General features: G+C 56.7%; 25 protein-coding genes, 2 pseudogenes and 1 riboswitch. Of the genes and pseudogenes, 10 read left to right on the top strand and 17 right to left on the bottom strand.

What is annotated here, in order from left to right:
• Positions 1 to 6 precede the first annotated feature (6 nt).
• The 5 genes from rpsF to A0U92_RS05275 all read right to left on the bottom strand — a co-directional run bounded on the left by rpsF (position 7) and on the right by A0U92_RS05275 (position 5,773).
• On the bottom strand, positions 7 to 468 hold the full coding sequence (rpsF, locus tag A0U92_RS05295) for a 30S ribosomal protein S6 (protein WP_077812323.1): 462 nt from the start codon (positions 466 to 468) through the stop codon (positions 7 to 9).
• A 217-nt stretch (positions 469 to 685) separates the two neighbouring features.
• Complete coding sequence (locus A0U92_RS05290; protein WP_077812322.1) at positions 686 to 1,246, bottom strand: GNAT family N-acetyltransferase; 561 nt, start codon at positions 1,244 to 1,246, stop codon at positions 686 to 688.
• 4 nt (positions 1,247 to 1,250) lie between these two features.
• Positions 1,251 to 3,245 (bottom strand): RNA polymerase sigma factor RpoD, encoded by a 1,995-nt coding sequence (gene rpoD, locus A0U92_RS05285; RefSeq protein WP_077812321.1) that lies wholly within the window; start codon positions 3,243 to 3,245, stop codon positions 1,251 to 1,253.
• 171 nt (positions 3,246 to 3,416) lie between these two features.
• On the bottom strand, positions 3,417 to 5,300 hold the full coding sequence (gene dnaG, locus A0U92_RS05280) for a DNA primase (RefSeq protein WP_077812320.1): 1,884 nt from the start codon (positions 5,298 to 5,300) through the stop codon (positions 3,417 to 3,419).
• 11 nt (positions 5,301 to 5,311) lie between these two features.
• Entirely contained in the window at positions 5,312 to 5,773 is a 462-nt protein-coding gene (locus A0U92_RS05275) for a GatB/YqeY domain-containing protein (RefSeq protein ID WP_077812319.1), read from the bottom strand.
• A gap of 196 nt (positions 5,774 to 5,969) precedes the next feature.
• Here A0U92_RS05275 and A0U92_RS18215 point away from each other — a divergent pair.
• The 9 genes and pseudogenes from A0U92_RS18215 to A0U92_RS05230 all read left to right on the top strand — a co-directional run.
• Positions 5,970 to 6,152 (top strand): annotated as a pseudogene (locus A0U92_RS18215) (transposase); the annotation flags it as partial.
• Positions 6,153 to 6,447: 295 nt separating this feature from the next.
• Entirely contained in the window at positions 6,448 to 7,278 is an 831-nt protein-coding gene (locus A0U92_RS05265; protein WP_077814263.1) for an urease accessory protein UreD, read from the top strand.
• Positions 7,279 to 7,345: 67 nt separating this feature from the next.
• The gene (locus A0U92_RS05260) at positions 7,346 to 7,648 is read left to right on the top strand and encodes an urease subunit gamma (RefSeq protein WP_077812317.1); all 303 of its coding nucleotides are present in this window, start codon (positions 7,346 to 7,348) and stop codon (positions 7,646 to 7,648) included.
• Entirely contained in the window at positions 7,632 to 7,973 is a 342-nt protein-coding gene (locus tag A0U92_RS05255; RefSeq protein ID WP_077812316.1) for an urease subunit beta, read from the top strand. Before A0U92_RS05260 ends, A0U92_RS05255 begins: the two co-directional genes overlap by 17 nt.
• Complete coding sequence (gene ureC, locus A0U92_RS05250) at positions 7,973 to 9,679, top strand: urease subunit alpha (protein WP_077812315.1); 1,707 nt, start codon at positions 7,973 to 7,975, stop codon at positions 9,677 to 9,679. The genes A0U92_RS05255 and ureC overlap by 1 nt, the downstream gene beginning before the upstream one ends.
• A gap of 1 nt (position 9,680) precedes the next feature.
• Entirely contained in the window at positions 9,681 to 10,184 is a 504-nt protein-coding gene (locus A0U92_RS05245) for an urease accessory protein UreE (RefSeq protein ID WP_077812314.1), read from the top strand.
• Between the two features lie 15 nt (positions 10,185 to 10,199).
• Complete coding sequence (locus tag A0U92_RS05240) at positions 10,200 to 10,865, top strand: urease accessory protein UreF (protein ID WP_077812313.1); 666 nt, start codon at positions 10,200 to 10,202, stop codon at positions 10,863 to 10,865.
• Complete coding sequence (gene ureG, locus A0U92_RS05235) at positions 10,862 to 11,497, top strand: urease accessory protein UreG (RefSeq protein WP_077812312.1); 636 nt, start codon at positions 10,862 to 10,864, stop codon at positions 11,495 to 11,497. Before A0U92_RS05240 ends, ureG begins: the two co-directional genes overlap by 4 nt.
• Positions 11,498 to 11,716: 219 nt before the next feature.
• Positions 11,717 to 12,263: pseudogene (locus A0U92_RS05230) on the top strand (transposase).
• Positions 12,264 to 12,431: 168 nt separating this feature from the next.
• Here the strand turns inward: A0U92_RS05230 and A0U92_RS05225 are convergent.
• The 3 genes from A0U92_RS05225 to A0U92_RS05215 form a co-directional block, all read right to left on the bottom strand.
• Complete coding sequence (locus tag A0U92_RS05225; protein ID WP_236748282.1) at positions 12,432 to 12,923, bottom strand: hypothetical protein; 492 nt, start codon at positions 12,921 to 12,923, stop codon at positions 12,432 to 12,434.
• A 14-nt stretch (positions 12,924 to 12,937) separates the two neighbouring features.
• Complete coding sequence (locus A0U92_RS05220) at positions 12,938 to 14,047, bottom strand: porin (protein WP_077812311.1); 1,110 nt, start codon at positions 14,045 to 14,047, stop codon at positions 12,938 to 12,940.
• 361 nt (positions 14,048 to 14,408) lie between these two features.
• Positions 14,409 to 15,305 carry a LysR family transcriptional regulator gene (locus tag A0U92_RS05215; RefSeq protein ID WP_077812310.1) on the bottom strand — a complete coding sequence of 299 codons (897 nt, stop codon included), beginning with the start codon at positions 15,303 to 15,305 and terminating at the stop codon, positions 14,409 to 14,411.
• A 66-nt stretch (positions 15,306 to 15,371) separates the two neighbouring features.
• On the opposite strand from A0U92_RS05215, the gene A0U92_RS05210 reads away from it, so the two are divergent.
• The gene (locus tag A0U92_RS05210) at positions 15,372 to 15,854 is read left to right on the top strand and encodes a PACE efflux transporter (protein WP_077812309.1); all 483 of its coding nucleotides are present in this window, start codon (positions 15,372 to 15,374) and stop codon (positions 15,852 to 15,854) included.
• A gap of 126 nt (positions 15,855 to 15,980) precedes the next feature.
• Here A0U92_RS05210 and A0U92_RS05205 read toward each other — a convergent pair whose 3' ends face one another.
• The 9 genes from A0U92_RS05205 to A0U92_RS05165 form a co-directional block, all read right to left on the bottom strand.
• A complete protein-coding gene (locus A0U92_RS05205; RefSeq protein ID WP_408736099.1) occupies positions 15,981 to 17,969 on the bottom strand; it encodes a TonB-dependent receptor plug domain-containing protein in 1,989 nt (662 codons plus the stop codon).
• Positions 17,970 to 18,207: 238 nt separating this feature from the next.
• Positions 18,208 to 18,446, bottom strand: a riboswitch (cobalamin riboswitch).
• An 82-nt stretch (positions 18,447 to 18,528) separates the two neighbouring features.
• Positions 18,529 to 19,260 (bottom strand): pyridoxine 5'-phosphate synthase, encoded by a 732-nt coding sequence (locus tag A0U92_RS05200; protein ID WP_077812307.1) that lies wholly within the window; start codon positions 19,258 to 19,260, stop codon positions 18,529 to 18,531.
• A complete protein-coding gene (gene pdxA / locus A0U92_RS05195) occupies positions 19,257 to 20,255 on the bottom strand; it encodes a 4-hydroxythreonine-4-phosphate dehydrogenase PdxA (protein ID WP_236748280.1) in 999 nt (332 codons plus the stop codon). Before pdxA ends, A0U92_RS05200 begins: the two co-directional genes overlap by 4 nt.
• Entirely contained in the window at positions 20,252 to 21,640 is a 1,389-nt protein-coding gene (locus tag A0U92_RS05190) for a dipeptidase (protein WP_077812305.1), read from the bottom strand. The genes pdxA and A0U92_RS05190 overlap by 4 nt, the downstream gene beginning before the upstream one ends.
• A gap of 369 nt (positions 21,641 to 22,009) precedes the next feature.
• The gene (locus tag A0U92_RS05185) at positions 22,010 to 23,254 is read right to left on the bottom strand and encodes a tol-pal system YbgF family protein (RefSeq protein ID WP_077812304.1); all 1,245 of its coding nucleotides are present in this window, start codon (positions 23,252 to 23,254) and stop codon (positions 22,010 to 22,012) included.
• A gap of 4 nt (positions 23,255 to 23,258) precedes the next feature.
• Positions 23,259 to 23,693, bottom strand: a complete 435-nt coding sequence (locus A0U92_RS05180) for an ExbD/TolR family protein (protein ID WP_077812303.1) — start codon at positions 23,691 to 23,693, stop codon at positions 23,259 to 23,261.
• A 117-nt stretch (positions 23,694 to 23,810) separates the two neighbouring features.
• A complete protein-coding gene (locus A0U92_RS05175; RefSeq protein WP_077812302.1) occupies positions 23,811 to 24,233 on the bottom strand; it encodes an ExbD/TolR family protein in 423 nt (140 codons plus the stop codon).
• Between the two features lie 2 nt (positions 24,234 to 24,235).
• Positions 24,236 to 25,207, bottom strand: a complete 972-nt coding sequence (locus A0U92_RS05170) for a MotA/TolQ/ExbB proton channel family protein (RefSeq protein ID WP_077812301.1) — start codon at positions 25,205 to 25,207, stop codon at positions 24,236 to 24,238.
• 63 nt (positions 25,208 to 25,270) lie between these two features.
• On the bottom strand, positions 25,271 to 25,933 hold the full coding sequence (locus tag A0U92_RS05165) for an energy transducer TonB (RefSeq protein ID WP_077812300.1): 663 nt from the start codon (positions 25,931 to 25,933) through the stop codon (positions 25,271 to 25,273).
• Positions 25,934 to 26,204 lie beyond the last annotated feature (271 nt).

Genomic DNA, 26,204 nt, shown 5'->3' with positions numbered 1-26,204 from the left:
TCGACCTTACTCCGCTGCCGGTTCGACGTTCTCGTCACGAGCGCGATACTCTTCGCGATCGTCATAAGAACGGCGTGAGGAACGACCGCTTTCAAAGCGACCGGAAGGCTTCGGACCACGGAAGCCACGCTCACCACGGTCATCGCCCTTGCGGGACAGAACCGGGGACGGGTTCTCGTCGATTTCCTCAACACGCAGGGTCAGGACGCGCAGGATGTCTTCGTTCAGGCTCAGCTGACGCTCAACTTCACGCAGGGTCTCGGGCTTCGCGTCAAGACCGAGGAGCATGTAATGGCCCTTGCGGTTCTTCTTGATACGGTAAGCGAGTGAACGCAGACCCCAGTATTCCTGCTTCTTGATGGAGCCACCGTCAGCTTCAAGGAGACCCTTGATCACTTCGGCAACAGCTTCAACCTGCTGCTGGTTGATATCATTACGTGCAATAAGCACGGTTTCGTACAATGGCATGCAGTCCCTCCGGATTGCTTCAACCCAAACATTGCGAACCGTTCCGACAATGTTGCGTGGCCACGAAAGCCTTCAACGCACGGGTATAGCCGGACACGATGCCACGCGCCCGGCAGGGAAGAGGGGCGATGAAACACGATCAGGCGTGAAAAGCAAGGTTTTTCGTACTTACACCAGCTTTTCCATCATGCGGACAGACGGCCCGACAGGCAGCCCCTCAGAGTCTGGCGAGGTGCTCCGGCACGGGCAATCCCAGACGAACGGGGATATCCCACTCTTCCCGCACGACGCCCAGCACGCGAAAGCCGATCGCCAGATAGGAAGGGAGGGCCCTGCGGTGATCTGCCGTGCATGTATTGACCGTCACGCGAAGCGGGTTCGCAGACCATGCCATTTCAATGACCTGCGCGAGAAAGACGCGTCCTATTCCCCTGCCGATCATACTCGGCACGAGACCGAAATAAGCGAGATTGACTGTCTTGTGGGGGTGCAGTTCAAACTCGAAGAAACCACGGACGGCACCATTCTCTTTCAACAGAAAGAGTGATCGCCTCGGCTCGGCAAGAATAGCCGCCAGTTCTTCGTCGGATTTAACCCGACGCATCCACCAGCAATGCTTCCCGCCTATTTCCGTATGTAACCAGCGATACAACGCTACAGTCGGCACATGCTCCTGTTCGATCCGGAAACCCGGTGGCAGAGACTGCGCAGAAAACCTCGGGGGGTGGATCATCTCCAGAAAGGTGACGTCCACCACAACCCGATCAACAGGCTCCATGGCCTCAGTTGTCGTCGAGGAAGGACCGAAGTTTGCGGCTACGGCTTGGATGCTTGAGCTTGCGCAGCGCCTTCGCTTCGATCTGACGGATACGTTCACGGGTCACGTTGAACTGCTGCCCGACTTCTTCCAGCGTGTGATCGGTGTTCATGCCGATACCGAAGCGCATACGCAGGACACGCTCTTCACGCGGGGTGAGAGAGGCGAGCACGCGGGTCGTCGCTTCACGCAGATTGGTCTGGATGGCGGCGTCCAGCGGGATGATGGCCGTCTTGTCCTCGATGAAGTCACCGAGATGGCTGTCTTCCTCGTCACCGATCGGTGTTTCGAGGGAGATAGGCTCCTTGGCGATCTTGAGAACCTTGCGAACCTTCTCCAGCGGCATACCCAGCTTCTCAGCCAGCTCTTCCGGCGCAGGCTCACGACCGATCTCATGCAGCATCTGACGCGACGTGCGAACCAGCTTGTTGATCGTCTCGATCATATGCACCGGAATACGGATCGTGCGCGCCTGATCCGCAATGGACCGCGTGATGGCCTGACGGATCCACCATGTCGCATATGTGGAGAACTTGTAGCCGCGACGATACTCGAACTTGTCCACCGCCTTCATCAGGCCGATATTGCCTTCCTGAATCAGGTCGAGGAACTGAAGACCACGGTTGGTGTATTTCTTCGCGATGGAGATCACGAGACGCAGGTTGGCCTCGATCATCTCTTTCTTGGCGCGGGCTGAATCACGCTCGCCACGGGCGACAGTGGCATAGACGCGACGGAACTCACCAACAGACAGACCGGTGTCCTGCGCCAGTTCGGCAACCTGCGTCCGCAGGTCATTCATGGTGTCGGTGTGCTTCGTGACAAGGTTTTTCCAGCCCTTGCCCGGAAGCGTCGTGATCATGTCCATCCAGCCCGGCTCAAGCTCGTGCCCACGATATTTCAGCAGGAAGTCGTCACGGGAAACTTTGCAGCTTTCCGCCAACCGGAGCATTCTGCCTTCAAAGGCGTTCAGGCTCTGGAACAGCTCCTTGAGCTGCATGACCAACTCTTCGATCCGGTTGTTGTGCAGATGAACCTGCTCAACCTTCGCCACCAGTTCCAGCCGCAGCGCCTGATAGTCAGCTTCGATCCTGTCGGTGGTCTCTTCACCGGCAACGAGCGCATCAAGACGCTTGTTCTGCATCTTCTGCAGTTTTTCATAGAGCGGCTCGATCTCGTCGAACTGTATGAGAATGTCGGGCTTCAGCTTCTCTTCAAGAGCTGACAGGGAAAGACCACTGCCCTCCCCTTCGGCGCCATCGGCTTCCTCTGCCTCTTCCGTCTCTTCCGCGTCGTCTTCGCTGTTCTCTTCGCCGTCCTCACCCTCGGCAGGCACGCCTTCCGGGCCGTTCTGGTCGGCCTGCATGGCTTCAAGATCGACAATGTCGCGCAGCAGCATGTCGCCGACCTTGAGGCGCTCATGCCAGGAGATAATGGCGCGGAAAGTCAGCGGGCTCTCGCAGAGGCCACCGATCATCTCATCCCGACCGGCCTCGATGCGCTTGGCGATGGCGATTTCGCCTTCACGGGAGAGGAGCTCCACCGATCCCATCTCACGCAGATACATCCGGACCGGATCATCCGTGCGACCAAGATTTTCGCTGACATTTCCGGTAGCGCTTTCGGCTCCAGCCTCAGTCTCGGCTTCGGCCTCCTCTTCCTCTTCCTCTTCCTCACCTTCAGCAGGCTTTTCAGCCGCTGTATCGGTTTCGTCGTTGTCTTCGTTTTCCACGACCTGGATGCCCATCTCAGAGAGAATGGCCATGACATCCTCGATCTGCTCGGAAGACATCTGATCCTGCGGGAGAACCGCATTCAGTTCATCGAACGTGATGTACCCACGCTCACGGCCCTTGGCTATCAGACGTTTAACGGCGCCGGAGCGGGTGTCGAGGAGTGCGTTATCTCCGTCCTGTTCACCAGACGTTGGGGTCGTCCCGGCTGCAGTCTTAGTCGCCATCCCTGGATAGTCTCCCTCTGCTCGCTCCCTGAAGAAGGAAGACAAGGCAGCTCAATGCATACATAAAGAATAAGGCAGCGTGGAGGTGGTCGATCCAACCCCGGAAGTCAAGGCTACTTCACCAACAAACAGGCAAGTTGTCTGTGCGTTGTATCCGTAACGCACGATTTTTCAACTGGACCCGTCCTCCATCCGACGCAATCCGGAGAGCGCATCGATTCGGGATTTCAGCCTGTCCCATTCTTCAGGGTCCATACCATTTCTTGTCCAGGCCTCGGTATCCCGCACGACATCAGCCTCAAATTCCGCTCGATTCACGTTAGCATAGAAATGCCACCATTGCATTTCGGGCGACTCATCGGACGTTGCGGGATCTGGCCGGCGTTCTGCTGTCGGGCTGCAGGAAGCCCTGATCACAACGTCCGCTTTCTCGCTGAGCCCCTGAATCGCCAGAACCTGCATCAGCCTTACATGCATGTCTTCCGGATGGAATCGCCCTTCAGCATCCAGATCTTCCTCCACAAACATCATGATCGCAGACCGCAGATCAGTGAGATCCTCCGGGAGCGCCAGGCGACACCAGGCATCCCCGACATGCTCGGCCAGCCAGGGATAACGCAGCACCAGATCGGTCAGCTTCTCCAGACTTCCCCGATCGCCACTGAAAGGTATCTCTGCCCGTGCTCCGAGACTGATGTCAGGAAGAGCGGGACCGGCCTTCCCTGACCTGCCTCCGCCATATGCTTTGCCGCCGCCATACGACGGGCGCTTCTGCCGATAGGTCTGAAAGAACCTGTCCAGCAAGGAGGAGCGGTATTCGGAACCAAGGGTCTTGTCCTCGATCTTCGCAGCGGCCTGCGTGAGGCGGCCACGGAGAGCAGCCCGCTGCTCGGGAGTCGGCTGCGCTGGCGTTCCTTCCGCGAGCAGATCGAAGAGCATCTCCGCCAACGGACGCGCCTGATCGAAGAGAGTGGCGACAGCCTCACGGCCACGATGCTGGAGCAGACTGTCGGGGTCCTCACCTTCGGGGAGGAGGCATATCCGCAGGCCGCGTTCGGCGGAGATGAGGGGTAGCGCGGTTTCGGCGGCGCGAATGGCGGCCCGACGACCGGCGGCATCACCGTCGAAGCAGAGAATGGGGGATGAAGTGGCCTGCCAGAGGATTTCGAGTTGCTCGGGCGTCATGGCGGTCCCAAGCGGGGCCACCGCGCCCGTGAAACCTGCCTGATGCAACGCGATCACGTCCATATAGCCTTCGACGACCAGAGCCTCGACTGGTGGCGCGCCCTTGGGACGGGCGGCGCGCAAGGCCGGACGGGCGCGGTCGAAACCGAACAGGAGACGGCGTTTGGAATAGAGCGCGGTTTCGGGGCCGTTGAGGTATTTGGGCTGTCCGTCGCCGAGAATGCGACCGCCGAAGGAGACGAGGTCGCCGCGCCGGTCCCGGATAGGGAATGTCACGCGGTTCCAGAACAGTTCGCCTTTGGGATGCCCCTGCTCGTCAAAGCGCATGAGTCCGGCTTCCGCCATGGCTTCGGGTGTGATGCCGTGGGGCTTGAGAGCATCCACCAGCGCGTTGCGGCGATCGCTGGCCCAGCCGAGGCCGAAGGCGGCGATGGTCTCATCGGTAAGGCCGCGTCGACGGAGGTAGTCGAGGCCCGGGCGTCCGGCAGGCTGATGCAGGTCGTGGGTGTAGATGCGCTGGGCGGCTTCGAGCACGTCGCCGAGGGTTCTCTGACGGGCCGCCTCCTCACGCGCCTGAGGACTGGGCCTGGGCACAGTGAGCCCGGCTTCGGCGGCGAGGGTATCCACGGCCTCAGGGAAAGCTTTTCCTTCGATCTGCATGACGAAAGAGATGGCGTCGCCGTGCGCACCGCACCCGAAGCAGTGGAAATGGTCATCGTAGACGTAGAAAGACGGGGTTTTCTCGCCGTGGAAGGGGCAGCACCCCTTCCAGTTGCGTCCTGAGCGCGTGAGCTTGACGCGACGTCCGATCAGGGGCGCGAGCGGGGTTCTCGCGCGGAGTTCGTCGAGGAAGGCGGCATCAAGGCTCATACAACCATGATTTAGGCGGAGAGAGCGGCCTTGACGAGACCGTTTGCGCGACCGAGATCGAGGGATGCGCCGAATTTCGTTTTAAGAGCGCCCATGACCTTGCCCATGTCCTTCATGGTGGCCGCGCCGGTCTCGGAGACAGCAGCTTTGACAGCAGCTTCGAGAGCCGCTTCGTCCATTTCCGGCGGCAGGAATTCACGGATGACTTCGATTTCCGCTTCTTCCTTGGCCGCAAGCTCTTCGCGATCCCCGTCGCGATACAGTTTTACGGATTCCTGACGGGATTTGACCATGCCCCGCAACGTGGAGGTGATGTCGTCATCCGCGAGGGCGTCCTTGCCCTGCCCGCGTGCGGCGATGTCAGCGTCCTTGATCTTCGCACCGATCATGCGGAGGGTCATGACACGCTCTTTCTGGCCGGCCTTCATGGCGGTCTTGGTTTCGTCGGCGATGCGGGCGCGGATGTCGGTCATGGGACGAGCCTCCAGAGAATATGTCAGGTGCAGAGGGGTGTCTCCCGGATTGGCGGGATGGTCAAGGCGAACACTGATGCACGCTCGGCGAACTGGCCAGACATCAGATGAGAACCTGGAGGGCTGTGGCAACCTCTTTGTATTGATGCCTGGACTGTGATTCCCTTTTTCCGGTTCTGGCTGGAGGAATGGCGCTATCCTGAAAGAGCATCAGGCGGGTGCATCAGCGGCCGATCCGTGCCGCAAGCACGGGATCAGCGATGCGACGTTCTACACATGGCGGTCGAAATACGGTGGCATGGAGGTATCGGAGGCACGGCAGTTCAGGGCACCTGAAGAGAAGAACGCGAAGCTGAAGCGGCTTCTGGCAAAAAATTTGTAACGCCCGGTTTGCGGCGGGAAACCACGACCTCGGCGATTACGGAGCGAGATTACTCGTAGCGGCGCGCCTGTCGGCTGATGGGTCTGGATCCAGAGACCTGACGCTATGCGTCACGATGACCCCAACTCAAAACTGAGGTCACGTTCGGGGCAAAGTCAAACAATATCAAACCGCCTGAACTACGTATTTTCCTCCATTGCAGAACTGGCAAAACGGATCTTTCTATGCTGCATGCAAGGTATGGATACTCGCACCGCCAATCGCCCACAGTATCATGCCTGATCCGAAAGAAATGGCTTCCCCGGTTCTTCTTGAACGGGCCGTCGGACTCTACGGACTGGATGTACGCCTCTCCGGGCATGCCACACGGATCGCAGAGCTGCGACAGCAGGGCTGTTGCCGTATCCTGATGCCGCGCCGCCCCCAAGGCACACCGGAAGCCGTGCTGGTCAATGTCTCCGGCGGCATAGCGGCGGGAGATCGGATCAGCGGCGCCATTGTCTGTCGCGCAGGAAGTTACCTGACCGTTACGACACAGGCGGCGGAGCGCATCTACAAGGCACGGGATGAAGATACGCCAGCCCGGATCGAAGCACGTTGTCAGGTTGAAACAGGAGCACGACTGGACTGGCTGCCTCTGGAGACGATCTTTTTCGATCGCAGCGCGGCATCCCGTCTGCTGGAAGTCGAAATGGCCGGAGACGCGACCTTTCTTGGCTGCGAGACACGGGTTTTCGGGCGTTCAGGTTCCGATGAGACGGTCGAGAGCATCCGTCTGCGGGATCGTCTGCGGGTCAAACGGGCTGACGAATTGCTCTGGGTAGAGTCGCTGATCGCGGAAGGATCGCTCGCACGCCTTCTGGAGCAGAAAGCTGTCGCCGCCGGACGGACGGTGATGCTGACCCTGTGGCTGGTCGCGCCGGATGCCGAAAGATGGTTACATCCCGTACGGGCTGCGCTTGGCGGAAAGGGCGATACCGTGGAAGCCGCCGCATCGGCATGGAACGGCATGCTGGTGCTCCGTGCGCTTGGAAACAGCAGTCTCGCCATATCGAGGCTTTCGCGGCAGTTGCTCTCCATTCTGAGAGAGGGACAGGGCGATCCGGTGACGTGGCGCACATGATAAGGCAGGATCACATGAAAGAACGGTGGCCGACGCGCCGTAGGCTGGACAAGGGAGCATTCGGGTCATGAAACTGACGCCTCGGGAAAAAGACAAGCTGCTGGTGGCCATGGCGGCCATCGTCGCCCGAAAGCGGCTGAAACGGGGGGTCAGGCTGAATTACCCGGAAGCGATCGCGCTCATCACGGATTTCGTGGTCGAAGGCGCACGAGACGGTGCGAGCGTGGCCGATCTGATGGAACGCGGCGCGCATGTCATCACACGCGATCAGGTGATGCAGGGCGTCGCCGAGATGATCCACGATGTTCAGGTCGAAGCGACCTTCCCCGATGGCACAAAACTGGTGACGGTTCATGACCCGATACGCTGACCCCCTCCCCCCCGGTGGCGTCCCCGGCGAGATTTTCCCCAAAGCGGGCGACATCGAACTGAATGAGGGTGCGGAACGCCTGACGCTGCTGGTTACCAACACGGGTGACCGTCCGATTCAGGTCGGCAGCCACTATCATTTTGCCGAAACCAATCCGGCCCTGAAGTTCGATCGCGACAGGGCGCTTGGCTGGCGGCTGGACGTGCCATCGGGCGGCGCGCTGCGTTTCGAGCCGGGACAGGAACGCGAAATCACGCTTGTGCCGTTCCGGGGCGCACGACGCGCCATCGGCTTTCGGGGTGACGTCATGGGGGAGATCGACTGATGGCAAGACTGAGCCGCTTTGACTACGCCATGACCTATGGGCCGACGACGGGCGACCGTCTGCGGCTGGCCGACACGGCTATTGTGGTCGAGATTGAAAAAGACTTCACCATCTATGGTGAGGAAGTGAAATTCGGTGGCGGCAAGACCATCCGTGACGGCATGGGCCAATCCCAGCGCACCAACGCCGAAGGGGCTGTGGACACCGTCATCACCAACGCCGTGATCCTCGATCACTGGGGCATCGTGAAAGCCGATGTCGGGCTTGTCGGCGGCCGTATCCATGCCATCGGCAAGGCGGGCAACCCGGATGTTCAGCCCGGCGTGAACATCATTGTCGGTCCCGGTACGGAAGTCATTGCCGGTGAAGGTAAAATCCTGACGGCAGGTGGTATCGACAGCCACATTCATTACATCTGTCCGCAGCAGATCGAAGAGGCCCTGTCATCCGGCATCACCACCATGCTCGGCGGCGGCACCGGCCCTGCCACCGGCACGGCGGCGACCACCTGCACGCCCGGTCCCTGGCACATGGCGCGGATGCTGCAGGCGGCGGAAGGTCTTCCCGTGAATCTGGCCTTCGCGGGCAAGGGCAATGCTTCCCGTCCCGAGGCGCTGGAAGAGATGGTGCGCGCCGGGGCAAGCTGCCTGAAACTGCACGAGGACTGGGGCTCCACGCCTGCCGCCATCGACTGCTGCCTGTCGGTCGCCGACCGGATGGACGTGCAGGTGATGATCCACACCGACACGCTCAATGAAAGCGGTTTCGTCGAAGACACCATCGCCGCCTTCAAGGGCCGCACAATCCATGCCTTCCATACCGAGGGCGCGGGCGGCGGACATGCGCCCGATATCATCCGTGTGGCGGGACTGCCGAACGTCCTTCCCTCCTCCACCAATCCCACGCGCCCCTACACCATTAACACACTGGATGAGCATCTCGACATGCTCATGGTGTGCCATCACCTGAACCCGAGCCTGCCGGAAGATATCGCCTTCGCCGAAAGCCGCATCCGTCGGGAAACCATTGCTGCCGAAGACATCTTTCACGACATGGGCGTGCTGTCGATGATGTCCTCCGACAGTCAGGCGATGGGGCGTGTGGGCGAAGTCTCCATCCGCACATGGCAGACCGCGCACAAGATGAAGATCCAGCGTGGCGCGCTGCCGGGTGATGGCGACGCGGACAACAATCGCGCCAAACGCTACATTGCGAAATACACGATCAATCCCGCCATTTCGCATGGTCTGGCGCATGAGGTCGGTTCGGTCGAGGTTGGAAAACTGGCTGATCTCGTCCTGTGGGATCCGGCTTTCTTTGGTGTAAAGCCTGATCTCGTGGTCAAAGGCGGGGCCATCGTCTACGCGATGATGGGTGATCCAAATGCTTCCATCCCCACCCCGCAGCCGGTGCATGGCCGGATGATGTTCGGCGGCCTCGGCGGTTCTCTTGCCGCGACCTGCGTGACCTTTGTGTCTCAGGCTGCGCTGGAAGACGATATCGGCCATAAGCTCGGCCTCAGACGTCATCTGTCGGCTGTGTCGAACACCCGTGGCGGCATCGGCAAGCGGAGCATGATCCACAACGATGCGACCCCGGTGATCGAGGTTGATCCTGAAACCTATGAAGTCCGCGCCGACGGCGTGCTTCTGACCTGTGAACCAGCGGAGATCCTTCCCATGGCCCAGCGTTATTTCCTGTTCTGACATGAGATGTTCTGAAATCCTGCCAGCGGGAAGCTGGGACCGTTCGCGTGAGTGCGATGTCTTTTCCGCCGATTACGAAGGCCGTCATCGTCGTCGCATGATGCTCGACCTGCGTTCAGGCGAGCGGATGCTGCTTGATCTGGAGCACGCACGTCTGCTCCGCACCGGAGAAGGGCTGTTGCTGGAAGATGGACGTGTGGTGCGGGTCGAAGCGCAGGAGGAAGACCTGCTGGAAGTGACCGGTCATGACACGCTGCATCTGCTGCGTATGGCTTGGCATCTGGGAAACCGGCATCTGCCTGCCATGATCGAGGAAAAACGTATCCTGATCCGCAATGACCACGTGATTGCGGACATGGTGCGCGGGCTGGGTGGTCACATTCATACCGTCCGTGCGCCATTCGATCCGGAAACAGGCGCTTATTCCTCTGGACATGGAGATTCTCACACCCATGATCACAAGCACAGTCATGAGCATGGCGACGGGCATCACCACCATCACTGACCATCTGCCAGAGATATGATGCACGCACTACAACTCACCAGACTTCTCTCGTGGCTTTCACCGGCTTTTCCAACCGGTGGGTTCGCTTACAGCCACGGACTGGAGTGGGCCATAGAGTGCGGTGACGTCACCAGCGTTGTAACACTTGTCGAATGGATCGACAGTCTTCTGACATATGGCAGCCTGCACACCGACATGATCCTCCTGCGGGCGGCGTGGCGGGCGGAAACACTGGATGAAATGTATTCAGTAGCTCAGGAGGGCTGCGCGCTCTCATCCTCACGCGAGCGGTTTGAAGAAACCGTCAAACAGGGCGAGGCATTTTTACGGGCCGTGAAAGTGTGGGACTGCCTGCCTCCTTCCGTCACGACACTGGCCGTTCGCTGGCCCCTGCCGGTGATGTACGGCGTAACGCTGAAAGCCGCAGGATTTGACGAAGATGTGGCCGCCCTCGGTTGCGCCCATGTCGCGGTTTCAGCCCTTGTCTCGGCAGCGGTGCGGCTGATCCCGCTCGGCCAGACGGATGGGCTGCGTGCGCTTTCCGCTCTTGAAGGCCGGATGGCAGCAACCGTGACAACAACACAATCCCTCACGCTGGAAGATGCGGGAGGACTGTGTTTCCGCTCGGATCTTGCAGCCATGCACCATGAAACTCAGGAAACGAGGTTATTCAGAACATGACAAACAGACATCACGGTCCACTGCGCGTTGGTATCGGCGGCCCTGTCGGCACCGGCAAGACGGCGCTCATGGACGCGCTCTGTCGGCGTTTTCGCGATGACTTCGATATTGCCGCTCTGACCAACGACATCTATACCCGTGAAGACGCGGAATTCCTGACACGCGCAGGATCACTCCCCCCCGAACGCATCATGGGGATCGAGACCGGTGGCTGCCCCCACACGGCCATTCGTGAGGACGCCAGTATCAATCTGTCCGGCATTGATGAACTGAACGGGAAATTTCCCAATCTCGATATTGTTCTTGTCGAAAGTGGCGGAGACAATCTGGCGGCCACATTCAGCCCGGAACTGGCCGACCTGACGATTTATGTGATCGATGTGTCGGCGGGTGATAAAATACCCCGCAAGGGAGGGCCGGGCATTACGAAAAGCGATCTTCTTGTTATCAACAAGATCGATCTTGCTCCGTATGTCGGAGCGGATCTGTCCGTCATGGACCGCGACAGCAAGCGCATGCGTGGTGAACGACCTTTTGTCTTTACGAACATCCGTTCGGGTCAGGGAGTTGAGGAAATCGCCCTGTTCATTTGCGACAAGGGCGGCCTGTCCTCTGCCAAAGAGAAATCATAAAACTATCCGGATGGTACTGTGTTCAGGAAAGTTCCGAAATATCGCCTTCAGATAAAGAGCACCTGCACAGCAGGTAAATATGCTTGTCAAGGCTTTGCCCGAATTTTACAAAGAGACTTACGGCGTGTCGTCATTTAAACCGTGAGTGTGGCGCGTAGATGTTGTACTTTGTGTCTGCGTGTGCTGACTGTTTTCCCGGTTTTTGGAGAAGACAAACGGATGCGACGCTGCGGTTTGCGCGATGATCAATGGGAGCGGATAAAGGATCTTCTTCCCGGCCGTGAAGATCATGTCGGCGGCACGGCTGTGGACAACCGTCTGTTTGTGGAAGCCGTACTGTATCGCTACCGCGCGGGCATTCCGTGGCGTGACCTTCCTGCCCGGTTCGGTGACTGGAAAAAAGTGCATCGCCGCTCTGGGCAATTCGGTGGAACTCGCTATCACGCCCGGACAGGCTGCCGATATCACCCGGGCGAACCGCTTCTGGAAAACATCGCCCCGGATGCCTTCCTTACCGACAGGGCGTATAATGCGGACAGGCTGATCGACCGACTGGCAGAGCGCGGGATTACCCCGGTCATCCCGCCAAAACACAACAGAACGACACGACGGAAAACCGATTTCTCACTACCGTGAACGAAACCTTGTCGAGCAGTTCTTCAATAAACTCAAACAGCTCCGATTTATCGCACCCCACTATGACAAACTGAAATCAACTTTCCTCGCAGCCGTGCAGTTCGCCTCAATCATCATCCTGCTTAAATGACGACACACCGTAAAATAAATACGTGAAGGGGTCTATAACCCCTTCCAGGCGCAAAGGTCCTGATACGTGCTTGCTGCACACATGGATGCCTTGAAAACAACCGATATCGACAAATCTTCCGTCTGGAACATCAAGTCCGGCTTATAGAATTGTCTTTAGCAGGCCTCTTCAAGGAGCCGCGCGCATCTGATCATCTTTCAGGCGGCTCTGCGTTGACAGTGGCATGGTCATGGTCGGACAGACTTTCAGCACTTCCTGCCGCTTGATTGCTGCCAGTTGTTGGGTCTGTTTCTCGATAGCTGCATCAGAAACTTCATCACCAAGAGGCTTTCCTTCTGGTGACAAAGTTATGCCATTCATAATTCCAATTCCCTGAATGGGGTCAAATTTTACAAAAAAACCATTATCGGCAGTATCTTTACCACTTGATACAGCATCCGACAGCTTCTGCCGCAGCAAGATAATCCGATCGGAAACCCGCACATCTTCCGCAAAGAGATGACGGCAATCCATCGTCTCATAGGCCGGAGAAGCCAGGGCAAAATCGTTTCCTGCACAGGAAGCGATTATAAAAGCTCCAATCTGGACCGTTCGCTTCAAGGTTATCATACCATTATCCCCCGCCATTTCGTTCGTGAGCCAATGGCTCAATAATGTCATCCATTTGCCCGGCATCAGTACTGAAACTGCATACCCAGAAGAAAAGCATTTGAGGTACGTGTACTGGCAGGATGGTAACGCACATAATCGAACGTAAAGCGAAGGTTGTGACCGTCCATCACGTAGTTGGCTCCAGCATCGAACTGTGTCGTTTTCGGATGTCCAGGTCCGTAAAGGTCTCTTTTGAAACGAAACTGCTGATAACGTACGAGAGGCTGGATGCGCCCCCAACCCAGTTTATACGGAATGAGATACGCCGTACTGGCCAGAAAGGCTGTGCCGTTATTGATTCCACCGACATTGCCATAGTCTGGCGAACGCTGACCGTAACCGGCAGGAATATCTTTCACGCCATCAGTATAATACTGATAGTAGGCGCCCTCTAAAGTATAAACGCCATATCGTGCATTTTTACCGATCTTCTTTTCAAAAAGACCGTCAACATTCCAGGCCTTGTAATCGCCTTTTTGCTGGGCACTTCCGACACCGTCAACCTCATATTGTCCGGCAAGACCAATCGCAAGGATGTCAGCCTTACCGTAATAAGTGCTGGCGGTATAATACGCGGGCGAAGGCTCCGGATCGAGAAAGTTGTATTCCATACGCCCGGCGAACAGAGGATGTTCGCCATAATTCGAACCACCATTAACCCAGTTGTGACCCCGATACATTCCAATGGTGTAGCGGAAACGGTCTTTCAGCGTTTTTCCCCAGATCGTGATGCCATCATCTCGACCAGACCAAGCTCCAGGATACTGGGAAACAAGGGGGTAGGCATACGTGCTGAGAAAATAGGGACCATCAAGGTTGGAACGATCACTTCCCGGCAACATCCGACCAAACCAGATATTAAATTCTTTCCAGGGTTCAACCTGAAGAATTCCATCCAGAAGATTCCAGTTTCCATCTCTCAGACGCTCAAGATTGAGAGTCGTCTTGACGTATTTATGGAACTGGGCGCCCATGTAGATACGCAGATCTGAGGCACTGGCGGCACTGGAATTACTTGGAGTCGCTCCTGGATCCCTAGTGAGATACTGCCCTCTCACACCAACACCAAATGTAAAGTATTGATTCTTGCCAAAATTGACGGTCATCGCTGCCTTTGATCGCTCAGGCGCCATCAGTCCCAGCGTTGCAAAAGCTGACAGGATACTTCCACAACGAAGTAATTTCTTTTTTCGGTCCAATGATAACCGTGACACTCGCGCACCCATGAACACCCCCTTATGGCCGTAACCATCACCCGGCGACATGATTACGTTACGGTAACGGATCACATGGAAGGAATGCGTAAAATTACCTATATGTAAGACTATCGCAGCCGATCACTCTGATCAGAAACGCCTCTCCAGAATTCATTTCCAAACAATTCGTTGAAAATATTGCCATTTTATAAGGAAATCCGTTTCTGAAAAACACTCTCCAAAACTCCAAATAGAAGAAAAAGTTCAACATAAACTCTCGATTTAAAAAAACACACCATCAGTCAGCAACGATAAAAACACTCTTTTCCTGATATATTCTCTCTCTTAACCATAGTGCTGCTGGACCATGCACTTTTTTCTTGTGCCATACTATAGAGAGAGGAACCTGATGATGACCTGCGTCAAATTGCAAGTCAGGAACTACAATATATGATGCCACAGGAGATGACGCCAGAACGTGATCTGAAATGAAAGCCCAGCCAACGCCATGTTTGACCATTTCCAGAATAAGCCAGTTACTTTCAACCCACCACACTTCAGCGGCTATCCGCAGGCTCTCCCTGTCCTGCTTCTTGCCGCGTGACGCCACCAGAATCTGCCGGTAGCGTTTCAATTCCTCCCAGGCCACAGGCTGTTCAGCCAGGGGATGGTTACGCCCGCAGACAAGCCGCAGCGGCACTCGTCCTATCGTCCGAAACGCGAGATCAACAGGCGGGGTAGTCTGCTGCCACATTACCCCGAGATCAGCCGTTCCGGCCTGCACCATGTGCCCCACATCTTCCATCAGGGGTAACAGCAGTTCCAGTTCAACATGAGGAAAGCGTGCTGCAAAATCCTGAAAAATAGGCCCAAGGGCATTTTCCGGATAGAGTTCATCAATGGCGACAACCAGACGATTTTCCACACCTTCTTCCAGAGAGCGCGCCAGCCCTACAAGATGCTCGCGCCGATCCAGAACGACACGCGCCTCCTCAAGCAGTCTCTGGCCTGCTGGTGTGAGAACTGGAACACGTCCCTCCCTGTTGAACAGCAGGATACCAAGGTCGTCTTCCAGATTACTGACATGCGTACTGATTGCAGACTGAGCTTTGCCTGTCCGGCGTGCAGCCGCGGAAAATGAACCCGCGGCCGCAGCCTCTACGAACGCCTGTAGCTGATCAAAAGAGATACTCACTAATCCATCTCAAAAACAGATAGGTTCTAACTTTTTCTGAGCGAAAAATCAGATAGGTTGCGCCGCATGTCAACCGAATCCATTCAATCCACCGCAGCCCTGCGTTCCGGCACAGATCGTCTCCGTCACGCCCTGCTGTTTGAGTGCGTTGCGCTCGCCATCGTAATTCCATGCGGCAGTATTCTATTTGGGGTGCAGGCTTCAGACATGGGGGCGATCGGCATTGGCAGCGCTCTCACCGCAATGCTGTGGAATTACCTCTATAATCTGCTTTTCGACCACGCCATGCTTCGCCTCAGGGGGGCAACCAGTAAAACCATCACTGTAAGGCTTCTGCATACAGTGCTGTTTGAGGCTGGACTGCAGATTGTCCTGCTTCCAGCGATTGCGCTTTATCTTGGCGTCTCAATCACGCTTGCCTTCTCGCTCAGCATGTCGATCGCGCTCTTTTATCTGGTTTATGCGTTTGCATTTAATATGGCTTATGATTCGATATTTCCTGTTGGGCATACCACCACACGACCGACTTCAGTTATGCCGGCAGAGTAACCTGGCTGATTTCCGGAAACACAGGTGATACAAAACAAACAATTCCATATTGTCCTTTCTCGGCCTGCTGCCCGCGTTGCGGGCAGCCTCTTTCACGGCCTCACACCATTTGCAGCAAAACGCGCCTCAGTAACTCAGGGTAAAGCCACCATAACCAGCCCGGCCCTGCTGTAGATATCCAACAGGATTTTCAAACTGCCGGTTCAGAAGGTTGTCGGCACGAGCAAAAACCGTCAGGAAGCGGTTGATCTGATAGCTGGCAGCCAGATCAATGGTGAAATAGCCATGCCCTTTGGCACAGATTACACAATAGCTGCCGTTCGCCGCGTAGACCGGATAATCCCGCCAGCCACTGACATAAAGAATATTACCAGACAAGGTGAGATCCTTGACCGGCTTCCATGTCGTGTTGAAATTGAACTTATGCTGCGGGCGACGCTGAAGTGGCTGATCATCCGTCGTGTCGCGCGCGTGAGTCCAGGTGTAGTTGAGGTTGAACTCAAGATTATCGAGAGCTTTCCAGTTCAGGAACGCCTCGACACCGAACATGCGGGCACGATCCACATTGGCGTAAGAATATGTTGACGTATAGGCGGAATAAGTCGCCGTTGACTGAATCAGATTACGGACATGATTTTCATACCATGTCGCGCCAAAATGCACCCGGTCATGAGCCAGTTTCTGCTCGACAGTCACATCGTAACCGATCAGGCGTTCGGCCCTTAGATTCTGATTTCCCTGATAATTGTAGTAGCTACCATTCAGCTTTCCAAAAAGCTGATAGAGCGACGGACCGTGAAAGCCGCTGCCCGCACTGGCCTTGATGATGGTTCCTGTGCCGGGAATATGGATGGCAGGCGCCACGCGCCATGTCACATAATGTCCGTAGCGGGAATTGGAATCATAACGGACATTGGCTGCACCATAAAGAATCCGATTCCAGTTTCCCTGATACTGACCGTAGCCTGCTGTCGTATCCATGGTGGCGCGGGCGCTGTAAGGCGCGTCATTCGTTCCCGTCCCGTCGCTCTGGTTACCGTAATAGGTCTCGTGGAAATGCTCGGCGCCCACAAGAAACGAACCGTATTTCTTGAGATCCAGCGTACCGTGCCAGTCAATCTTCAGACGTGAAGAACGATAGTAGTTCGGATCATAGAGACGCGCGCCTCCATCAGAACCTGTGCCGGTATAGGTGAAGTTCCGCCAGTTGGTCATGTAACCCAGCCCGATCACCTGATCGAACAGGCCATCCCAGGATCGCAGATGCGCCGTCCCACGGACAACGGCCTCATTCTGGATCGTCCGCTCGCGTTCATGCTGGGCGTCCCCGTAGACTTCATCCAGCATATCGTAAGAACCATACGAACGGTAATTACTCTGCATAAGACGCGATGTAAGACCGAGATCAAAATTATCCGTCACATCGTAGTCCATACGGACATTCGCGCTGCGATTGTCGTAGGTATTGCCCCGATCGCGCTGCTCTTTCGTCACATTGGAAAAGATGCTGGCATACCGTTCGATATAACGGGGAATGCTGTGGAACCCGACCTGTCTGTAGTGCGACAGTTCGACATTATAGTGGAAACGGTCAAGGCTGCCCCGCGCACCCAGCACCTGATTGAAGGTCCCGTAAGACCCACCTTCCATGCGCGCGAAAGCCTTCACACGTCCCTGCCCTTTCGCCGTGGTCATATCGATCACGCCTGCCATGGCGTCCGCGCCGTAAAGGCCGCTCTGCGGGCCTCGAAGAATCTCGATCCGTCCCAGTCCGTCCGTCATGAACTGCGCCGGATCGAACGCGCCGGTGGCATTGCTTCCGTCGTTCATATCCATGCCGTCGAGACGAACCTTCACCTCGTTGGCATTGCTTCCGCGCATGAAGATGGCTGTCAGGCCGCCCATTCCACCGGTCTGCACCACGTTCAGGCCCGGTTGTCTTTCCAGAATATCTGACAGGGACCGCCGTTGCTGCGTCTGAATCTGCTGTTCGGTGATGATCGTCATGGCCGTGCCGATCTCGTCAGCCTTGATCGGACGACGGGCGGCGCTGACCGTGATGGATTCGGGCCAGGAGTCAGTATGCTCAGAGAGCATGGAGCGGATACCGGGCATGTCAGTATTCCTGACTGCTGGATGGGCCGCCACCGTCTTTCCGCTCTCAGTCGCAGAGGCATGAGCCGGGGCAGTCGTTGCAAGAAGTGCCGAGAAAAATGAAGCACCGGTCAAAAGGAGCGCGCGAAAGGGCATTACGATCAGCTCGTGGTTGTCTGCGTTGCCACGAGCAAAAGGAGGTCATGTTTCACACAACCGTTCCAACCTGCCAGATCACCCCGTCCGACACGTCTCGTCCACAACATCCGGTATGATGGCAGGTCTCCTGGCTCGCGGTTTTTGGAGAGACAGCCCTTCCCTTCCCGGAGAAAAATGCTCCAGTGAGCCGACTTTACGCCGGACAGCTATCCCAACCGCTTACAGTTGCGGGGGCAGCCCGGGCCTTGGCGGCCACGCAGCCACCTCACCCGGTTCCCTTTTCATCCCTCGGACGCGACCTGTACGCGCCGTATGGGAACCATCATGAAAGAAATGATTTATAGAGCGGTCACAGCGAGTCAATCATATCTGTGTAGCCGTGTCACAGACTGTTGCGTCAACACCACAACATCGAAAGCCCTCAGGCAGCCGGAGCAGCGCGAGCCGCATCCATAAGCCGCCGCATTTCCTGCACAACAGCCGGAAGCCCGTCGAAGATCGCCTGTCCGATCAGAAAATGCCCTATGTTCAGTTCCACGATTTCCGGAATGGCGGCCACCGGCGCGACATTGCCAAAGCTCAGACCATGACCGGCATGCACTTCCAGCCCCAGCCCCGCCGCCTGTGACGCAGCCACTTTCAGACGGGCGAGTTCTCCATCCCTGCCATGAGCATAGGCGCCTGTATGGAGTTCGACCACAACGGCTCCCACAGCGGCGGAGGCGGCAATCTGTTCCGGGTCAGGATCAACAAACAGAGAAACCCTGATGCCATTTTCACGAAGTTTTCTGATCATCGGCACCAGACCAGCGGTCTGGCCAGCAACATCCAGACCACCTTCGGTCGTCACTTCCTCCCGCCGTTCCGGCACGATGCAGCTCGCATGTGGCTTCAGCTTGCAGGCGAGCGCTACCATTTCCTGCGTCGCCGCCATTTCCATGTTAAGAGGCGCTCGCACGGTCGTGCGGAGACGGTTCAGATCCTCATCACGAATATGTCGCCTGTCTTCGCGGAGATGGGCGGTGATACCATCAGCACCTGCCTTGACGGCGAGCAACGCCGCTTCCACCGGGTCAGGGTGCGTGCCCCCACGTGCATTACGGATCGTGGCGACGTGATCAATATTCACACCAAGACGCTGACGCTGGATCATGAAAGCAATCCTTCTTTATAATTCAGACGATTTTCAGACAAGACATGAGCGAGACGCAGCGCCGCAACAAGACTGGTGGCCGCCGCAATGCCTTTTCCCGCGATATCGAACGCTGTGCCGTGGTCCGGGGATGTACGGACAACGGGCAGCCCGAGCGTGACATTCACACCATGCGCCATATCGAGGGTCTTGATGGGGATCAATGCCTGATCGTGATACATACAGAGTGCTGCGTCATATTTCTGACGCGCGGTGTCGGTGAACATCGTATCCGGAGGCATCGGTCCGACGACATCCACTCCTTCCGCACGCAGACGTTCGATCGCCGGGATGATCATGTCGATTTCTTCCCGGCCCATCATCCCGTCCTCTCCCGCGTGCGGGTTAAGTCCCGCGACCGCAAGACGTGGCCGGGCAATTCCAAAATCCCTTTTCAAAGAATAGGCTGTTGTCAAACCAGCCTCGACAATCATGTCTCCGGTGAGCGTATCAAGCGCCTCTCGCAGGGAGACATGGATCGTCACCGGCACCACGCGCAGCATGGGGCTTGCCAGCATCATGACTTCCCGTCCAGGAACATGGCAGAGTTCGGCAAGAAACTCCGTGTGACCGGGATGCGGAAAGCCCGCACGACGCAACACGGCCTTGCTGATGGGATTGGTCACAACGCCGCCCGCCACACCCGCTTTCGCAAGTCCAACGGCCTGGGCGATACTGTCGATCACGGCCTGACCATTGATCGGATCAGGCTCTCCGGTTTTGACAGGCGCTGACAGCCTGAGCGGGAGAACAGGAAGCGCATCCCTGAAAACAGATGGTGCTTCCCCAATAGTTTCTATTTTTTTCACTGGCAGAGCAGGCGGCAGACAGTCAGGATCACCGAGCCACGCAAAAGCTGTCCCATTTCCGCGCAAGATGTCCCATGCGCCAGCGGTGATCTCAGGACCAATACCGGCAGGATCGCCCATCGTAAGAGCGAGCGGCAAGCCTGTCATTGCGCCAACGCCTTCAGAACACGCACCCATGACCGGGCGCCTTTATGAAAGGATGTCAGACTGTATTTCTCATTCGGAGAGTGGATGCGGTCATCATCCAGACCGAAACCGATGAGGAGCGTGTCGAGGCCCAGCGCTTCCTTGACTTCGCCCACCACCGGGATGGAGCCGCCGCAGCCGATGACAGTAGCCTGCGTTCCCCATTCCTCGGTCAGCGCTGCCAACGCGCTGGCAAGCTGCGGCATATCGGCGGGAACCACGCTGGCGCGGGAACCTCCGTACGGCCTGAATTCGACCGTGCAGTCGGAAGGCACTCTCGCTCTGACGTGTTCCCGAAAACTGGCGCGGACAGATTCAGGGTTCTGCTCGCCAACAAGCCGGAAAGAGATCTTGGCCACGGCGCGAGATGGCAGGACTGTCTTGAAACCGTCCTCTTCGTAGCCTCCCGAAATCCCGTTGATTTCACAGCTTGGTCGCGACCATGTCTGTTCCAGTGCGGAATACCCCTGCTCCCCGGCGGCCCAGCGAAGCCCTACGGCGCCGAGACTGTCCCTATCCGTCGGACCGATCTCGCGCCACTGGGCGCGCACACTATCAGGGAGGTCGGGCACACCATCGTAAAATCCGGCCAGAGTGACACGGCCTGTCGCGCCATCGCGGAGATCGGAAATGATATCGCAAAGCACCTGAATCGGATTTCGGGCCGCGTTACCGAACATGCCCGAATGCAGGTCACGGTCCGCGCCGACAATCGTGACTTCCTCTCCGACCATTCCACGTAACATCGTTGTAATGGCGGGTGTTTTTGCATCCAGCATGCCCGTATCACAGATCAGGGCGAGATCTGCTTTCAGTTCGTCACTGTGCGCCTTGAGAAAAGGCAGGAGATTTTCTCCACCAGACTCTTCCTCACCTTCAATCACGACCGTCACGCCGACAGGGAGTTCGCCATCGCTTTCAATGAGAGCCCGGCAAGCCTCGATAAAGGTCATCACCTGCCCCTTATCATCCGCCGCTCCACGCGCCCTTATCTCTTTCGCGCCATCCGGATTGGACACAAGCTGCGGATCGAAAGGATCGCTGTTCCACAGCGAGAGCGGATCAACCGGCTGAACATCATAATGTCCATAAAACAGAACGTGCGGCGCACCTGCCGGTCCTTCACGTCGGGCCACGACAATCGGATGACCCGGCGTCTCATGGATGACGGTCGCAAAATTCAATGAGGACAACTCCGCCTTCAGCCATTCAGCAGCGAGACGGCAGTCTTTCGCATGAGACGCCTGTGTCGAGATGCTGGGAATACGCAGGAACGCGAAAAGACGCTCCAGTCCTAGTTCCAGATTGTCATCGACCTTTTGCAGAACGTCCATCGGTCCGGGCATTGAGTGCTTCCTGTCTGATCTGTCCCCATCGCTGGGACCGATGGCATCATGACACTGGAAGCAGTCTTATGGAATGTCTGCGCGGCTATTCGCCGAACCAGCAGGGATCATTCACGGTTTCCCAGAATACGATCCATTCAGAAACACCCATTCGGCATGCCCGCAAAAGCACCTGCGCCCCCAAAATAGCCGTTTCCACAATAATCATTGTGAAACTGAATGGATTTTAGGGATGGATAGTCTGGAACAGGATTTTACTCCCGCAATCAAAATACACTCTCATGTAGAGGATGCATCACCACGACGATGAAAAGGAAACACCTGTCGTATTCGCCGTCTCATATGGCGAATACGACTCACCTGGTGTCCTTATTTATTTGCCGGAGCCGCCTTCAGTTTCAGTATCCAGAGCTCGGCAATGTCGTGTGCAGCACCGTCTCCTCCAACCGTCTGGAAAGTGGCTATGGCATCCGCCGTGTGACCAGCATCCATCTGGGCTTCGCCAAGCCGCAGATGCGCGATATCGCTATCAGTGACGCCTTTTTCAATCGCCTGCTTCATAAGGGAGAGCCCCTTATCCGCCTGACCAAATGAAACGTAATTATAACCCACCAGCAAAAGCTGACCACCGCTCTTTGCTTTCAAGGCAGAAGCCTCGTCCGCCGCGATCGATGCCTGCTTCCTGTCCGCCGCTGCATTGATGAAGTTACGAAGCTTCACTTCGCGATCAGCACCGGGACCTTTTCCCAGAACGCCAAGCGCGTTGCCCTGAGACAGGAACACCAGACCCACCTTTGGCAGGCCTACCTGGGTTGCGACCTCAGCAGCATCAATAAAATCAGAAGCCAGCTTCAGATTTCCGGCGGCAAGACGAATACGATACACATCCAGCTGAAGCGCCGATGGCAGGCGATCGTTAACTACCAGACTGTGAAGCAACTGAGCCCAGTAATCGGGTTTGGGATAATATGTGGCCAGCAGTGTGTATGTATGCATCTGACCTGCAGCATCCTTGAGCTGCGTCTGGCAGGACGCCAGCATGAGCAGCTCATTTTCGGATGGCAGCTTCTTCGCCTGCAGTGTCTCATCAATCAGCTTTTTCTGCACACGTGCAGCGTTGGCATAATCCTTCTGGAGATAATAAGCCTGAATGAGATATTTTTCGATATCCGCATTCGGCCCGATCTGCTTCAGATACCGTTCAAACCCGACAGCAGCGGCGGCATAGTCTTTTGCTGTGTAGGCAACCGTTGCTTCAGCCTGAAGCAGTTGCGCCTTGGTGTCACGTGGCGTTCGGGAAGATGCAATCAGCTTGTCGTAAGACGACTGCATCACCGCACGATCTCCAGACTGCGCCGCAATCGCGCCACGCATCTGCTCGATCACATAGGAGTCATAGTCTGTCTTGCCCGACACGCCGTCAGCAGTCGTGACACACTGCATGGCCTCGGTATAATTATGCGCGGAAAGGGCATTTCCTGCTGCCTCAAGAGACTTTGCGACAGCCGGATTCAGATTATCCTCGGCATAAGCCGCCGAAGCCGCCGTCAGACAGAGAGGAGCAAGACAGAGGACACGAATTGCGAATGACAGACGAATGAACCGCAAAGTCATGACCTCACTGCCCCTCCATGAACTGATCCTGCCCGACGATGCCGAGCTTCTTGATACCCAGCCGCTGAGCGTCAGCAAGAACGTGTGCTACGGTCTTGTAATCGGCCAGACGGTTCGGGTGAATATGCATTTCCGCCTGTTCCGGCTCAGCAGCCGCTGACTGGAACAATGCGACAAGGTCATTTTCGTTGGCAACAGGGATACCGTTCCAGGTGACCGAGTCATCAAAGTCGATGCCGACAGTAATGACCTTGTCATTCTGTTCTGTCGGCGGTGGCGGATCTCCCTGCGGCAGATTCATCGAAACCGACTGCGTCTGAAGCGGAATCGTGATGATCAGCATGATCAGGAGCACCAGCATCACGTCGATCAATGGCGTGGTGTTGATATCGACGATACCCTCGTCTTCGTCGCCCCCGGAACCCAGATTCATACCCATGGAAGAATCACTCTCTCAGCTGAACCCTGCATCGCACAAAAATTGTAGAGTGCGATGCAGTTATTGGTAACAAACGATACTCTCACCTGACACGAGCGTATAGCTTCAATGGACGCCTCAGTTATGAGGCGCCTCGATGACGAAGTCGACCCGCATCACGCCCGCTTCCTGACAGGCAGCCACCAGCTTGCCGACAGCTTCATAGCGCGCGGAGGCATCGCCACGGATCATCACCTGCGGCTGCGGCTGCTGTGCCGCAACCTTTTCCAGCCTCGCCATAAGGTCCGCATGATCATGGATGGGAGTCTGATCCCACCAGGCCTGACCATCTGACGTGACCGCCAGAGTGATGTTGTGCGGCATGATCTTGCTTGGCTGATTGACGTCTTTGGGCAGATCAACCTTCACCGTATGCGTCGCCACCGGAATGGTGATGAGGAAGATGATGAGGAGAACAAGCATGACATCTACAAGAGGTGTCGTGTTGATATCCGAGAGGACGGTGTCCTCGTCGTCTCCTCCGCCTACAGACATCCCCATGATCAGGCGCCCTGGACAGGAGTGGAAGAGCCCTTGCCTGGGCGGACGGTACCATGACGGAAGCCACCGATCATGATGGACTGAAGATCTGCAGCGAAGTTACGGATGCGCTCCATGGCTGTCTTGTTACGGCGGACAAGCAGGTTGTAGCCAAGCACGGCAGGGACAGCGGTTCCAAGGCCGATTGCCGTCATGATCAGGGATTCACCAACTGGACCCGCGACCTTGTCGATGGAAGCCTGTCCCGCGATGCCAATGGCGGTCAGCGCGTGATAGATACCCCACACCGTTCCGAACAGACCCACGAACGGAGATGTTGAGCCCACTGTGCCGAGGAAGGCCAGACCGCTCTGCAGATCACTCTGCACGGAATCAACCGCACGGTGGATCTGGGAAGATGTCCAGTCTGTCAGATCGATGGACTCCTGCATCGTGCCTTCATGATGCTCGGCGGCGACAATGCCGGTGTCAGCGATATAACGGAAGGGCGAGGATGCTTTCAGCGAGGATGCGCCATCCTGAAGCGAAGGCTTGGTCCAGAAATGCTTAACAGCGTCACGGTTGGCAGCGAAAAGCTTAGCCTGTTCCAGAAACTTGGTGATCATGATGTACCAAGTGCCAAGCGACATCACCACAAGGATAACCAGCACGGTGCGCGCCACGATGTCCCCGTTACCCCAAAGGGCGCCCAGACCATACGGGTTTTCAACAGCGACTGACGGAGCAGCGTGCGCTGCGGGCGGTTCAGAAGGAGCAGGTGCGTCTGCCGGCGCGGGGGGGGGCGTGGGCGCTTCCGCCGCTGGAGCAGCGGCCGGAGGAGCTGCATCCGGAGCTGGAGCTGGAGCCGGAGCCAATGCCGCAGGAGCCGCAGCATCCTGAGCAAATGCCACTATAGGAGCCGCTGTGCTCAGAAGAACAGCCAGCGACGGAATGACCAGCGTGGAGTAAGACAGGCGGCGTAGCAGTCGGATCATCGAGTCAGTGTCCTCATCTGATAGAACCATAGTATTATCGAGCAACCATAGTTTCAAATACAGTCAGTTGTCGCTCAGGCTGAAAGTAATCGTATAAGTGTGATGGAATTCCTTGACCGGAACACCATTTGCAGTAGCTGGCTGGTAACGGGACTTGCGAACATACTGCAGAGCCGCAGCAGCAAAGTCCTGACCACCTTTTACACTCGTGACAGTACAGTTATTGGTCATCCCTGACGCTTCCACGTCACAGACAAGCGTGACATGGCCTTCCCTGCCTTCATCCTGCGCTTCATCAGGATAATGCAGTTCGACGCGATTAAGCGGCGTGGAACCGGCCAGATGATCCGGAACCGGCGGACCGACTGGAGCCTGTACCGGCGTTGTCGGCGTAACCTTTGCCGGAGGCATCGCCTTTGGCGGCGGTGTATGTGTCACATGACGCACCACCGGACGTGGCGGAGGCTGCACCTTGATCTTCGGCGGCGGCACATAAGGCGGTGGCGGCGAAGTCATCTGAGGTGGCGGCGGTGGCGGTGGTGGCGGTGGCGGTGGCTTTATCTCCGGAATGACGGTCGCCTTGAGCGGAGGCTGTATGACAGGCACTGAGACCTTATCTTTCCAGGTAAAATAGACCACGCCAAGAATCCCGCACACCACAGCAACACCTGAGACGCCAGCAATCTTTAATGTCGGGTCACGTCGCTGTTGCGCGTAGTCCAGCATACTCGAAACTCTCCCTGGTCTGATGTCAGACGGCTCGACCTTGGTGCATTCCTGCGACAACAGATAACAGCCCGACCTGACCCTGCCTTCCGGCAAAGAGCAGCGGGACGCATCTGCGACGCATCTGCATTGCCGCGATTGGGCAATCGACGGGAGCAGATGTCAAGATGGCGAACCGCTCCTTACACAAATCATTTCCCATGCATTTATCCTGCACAATACAGAATCCTAAATGTTTCGATTTCGATATATTTATCGAAAGAATTTACCG

This window comes from Acetobacter aceti, from assembly GCF_002005445.1.
GTDB lineage: Bacteria > Pseudomonadota > Alphaproteobacteria > Acetobacterales > Acetobacteraceae > Acetobacter > Acetobacter aceti_B.
This window is presented reverse-complemented; position numbering and strand designations above follow the sequence as displayed.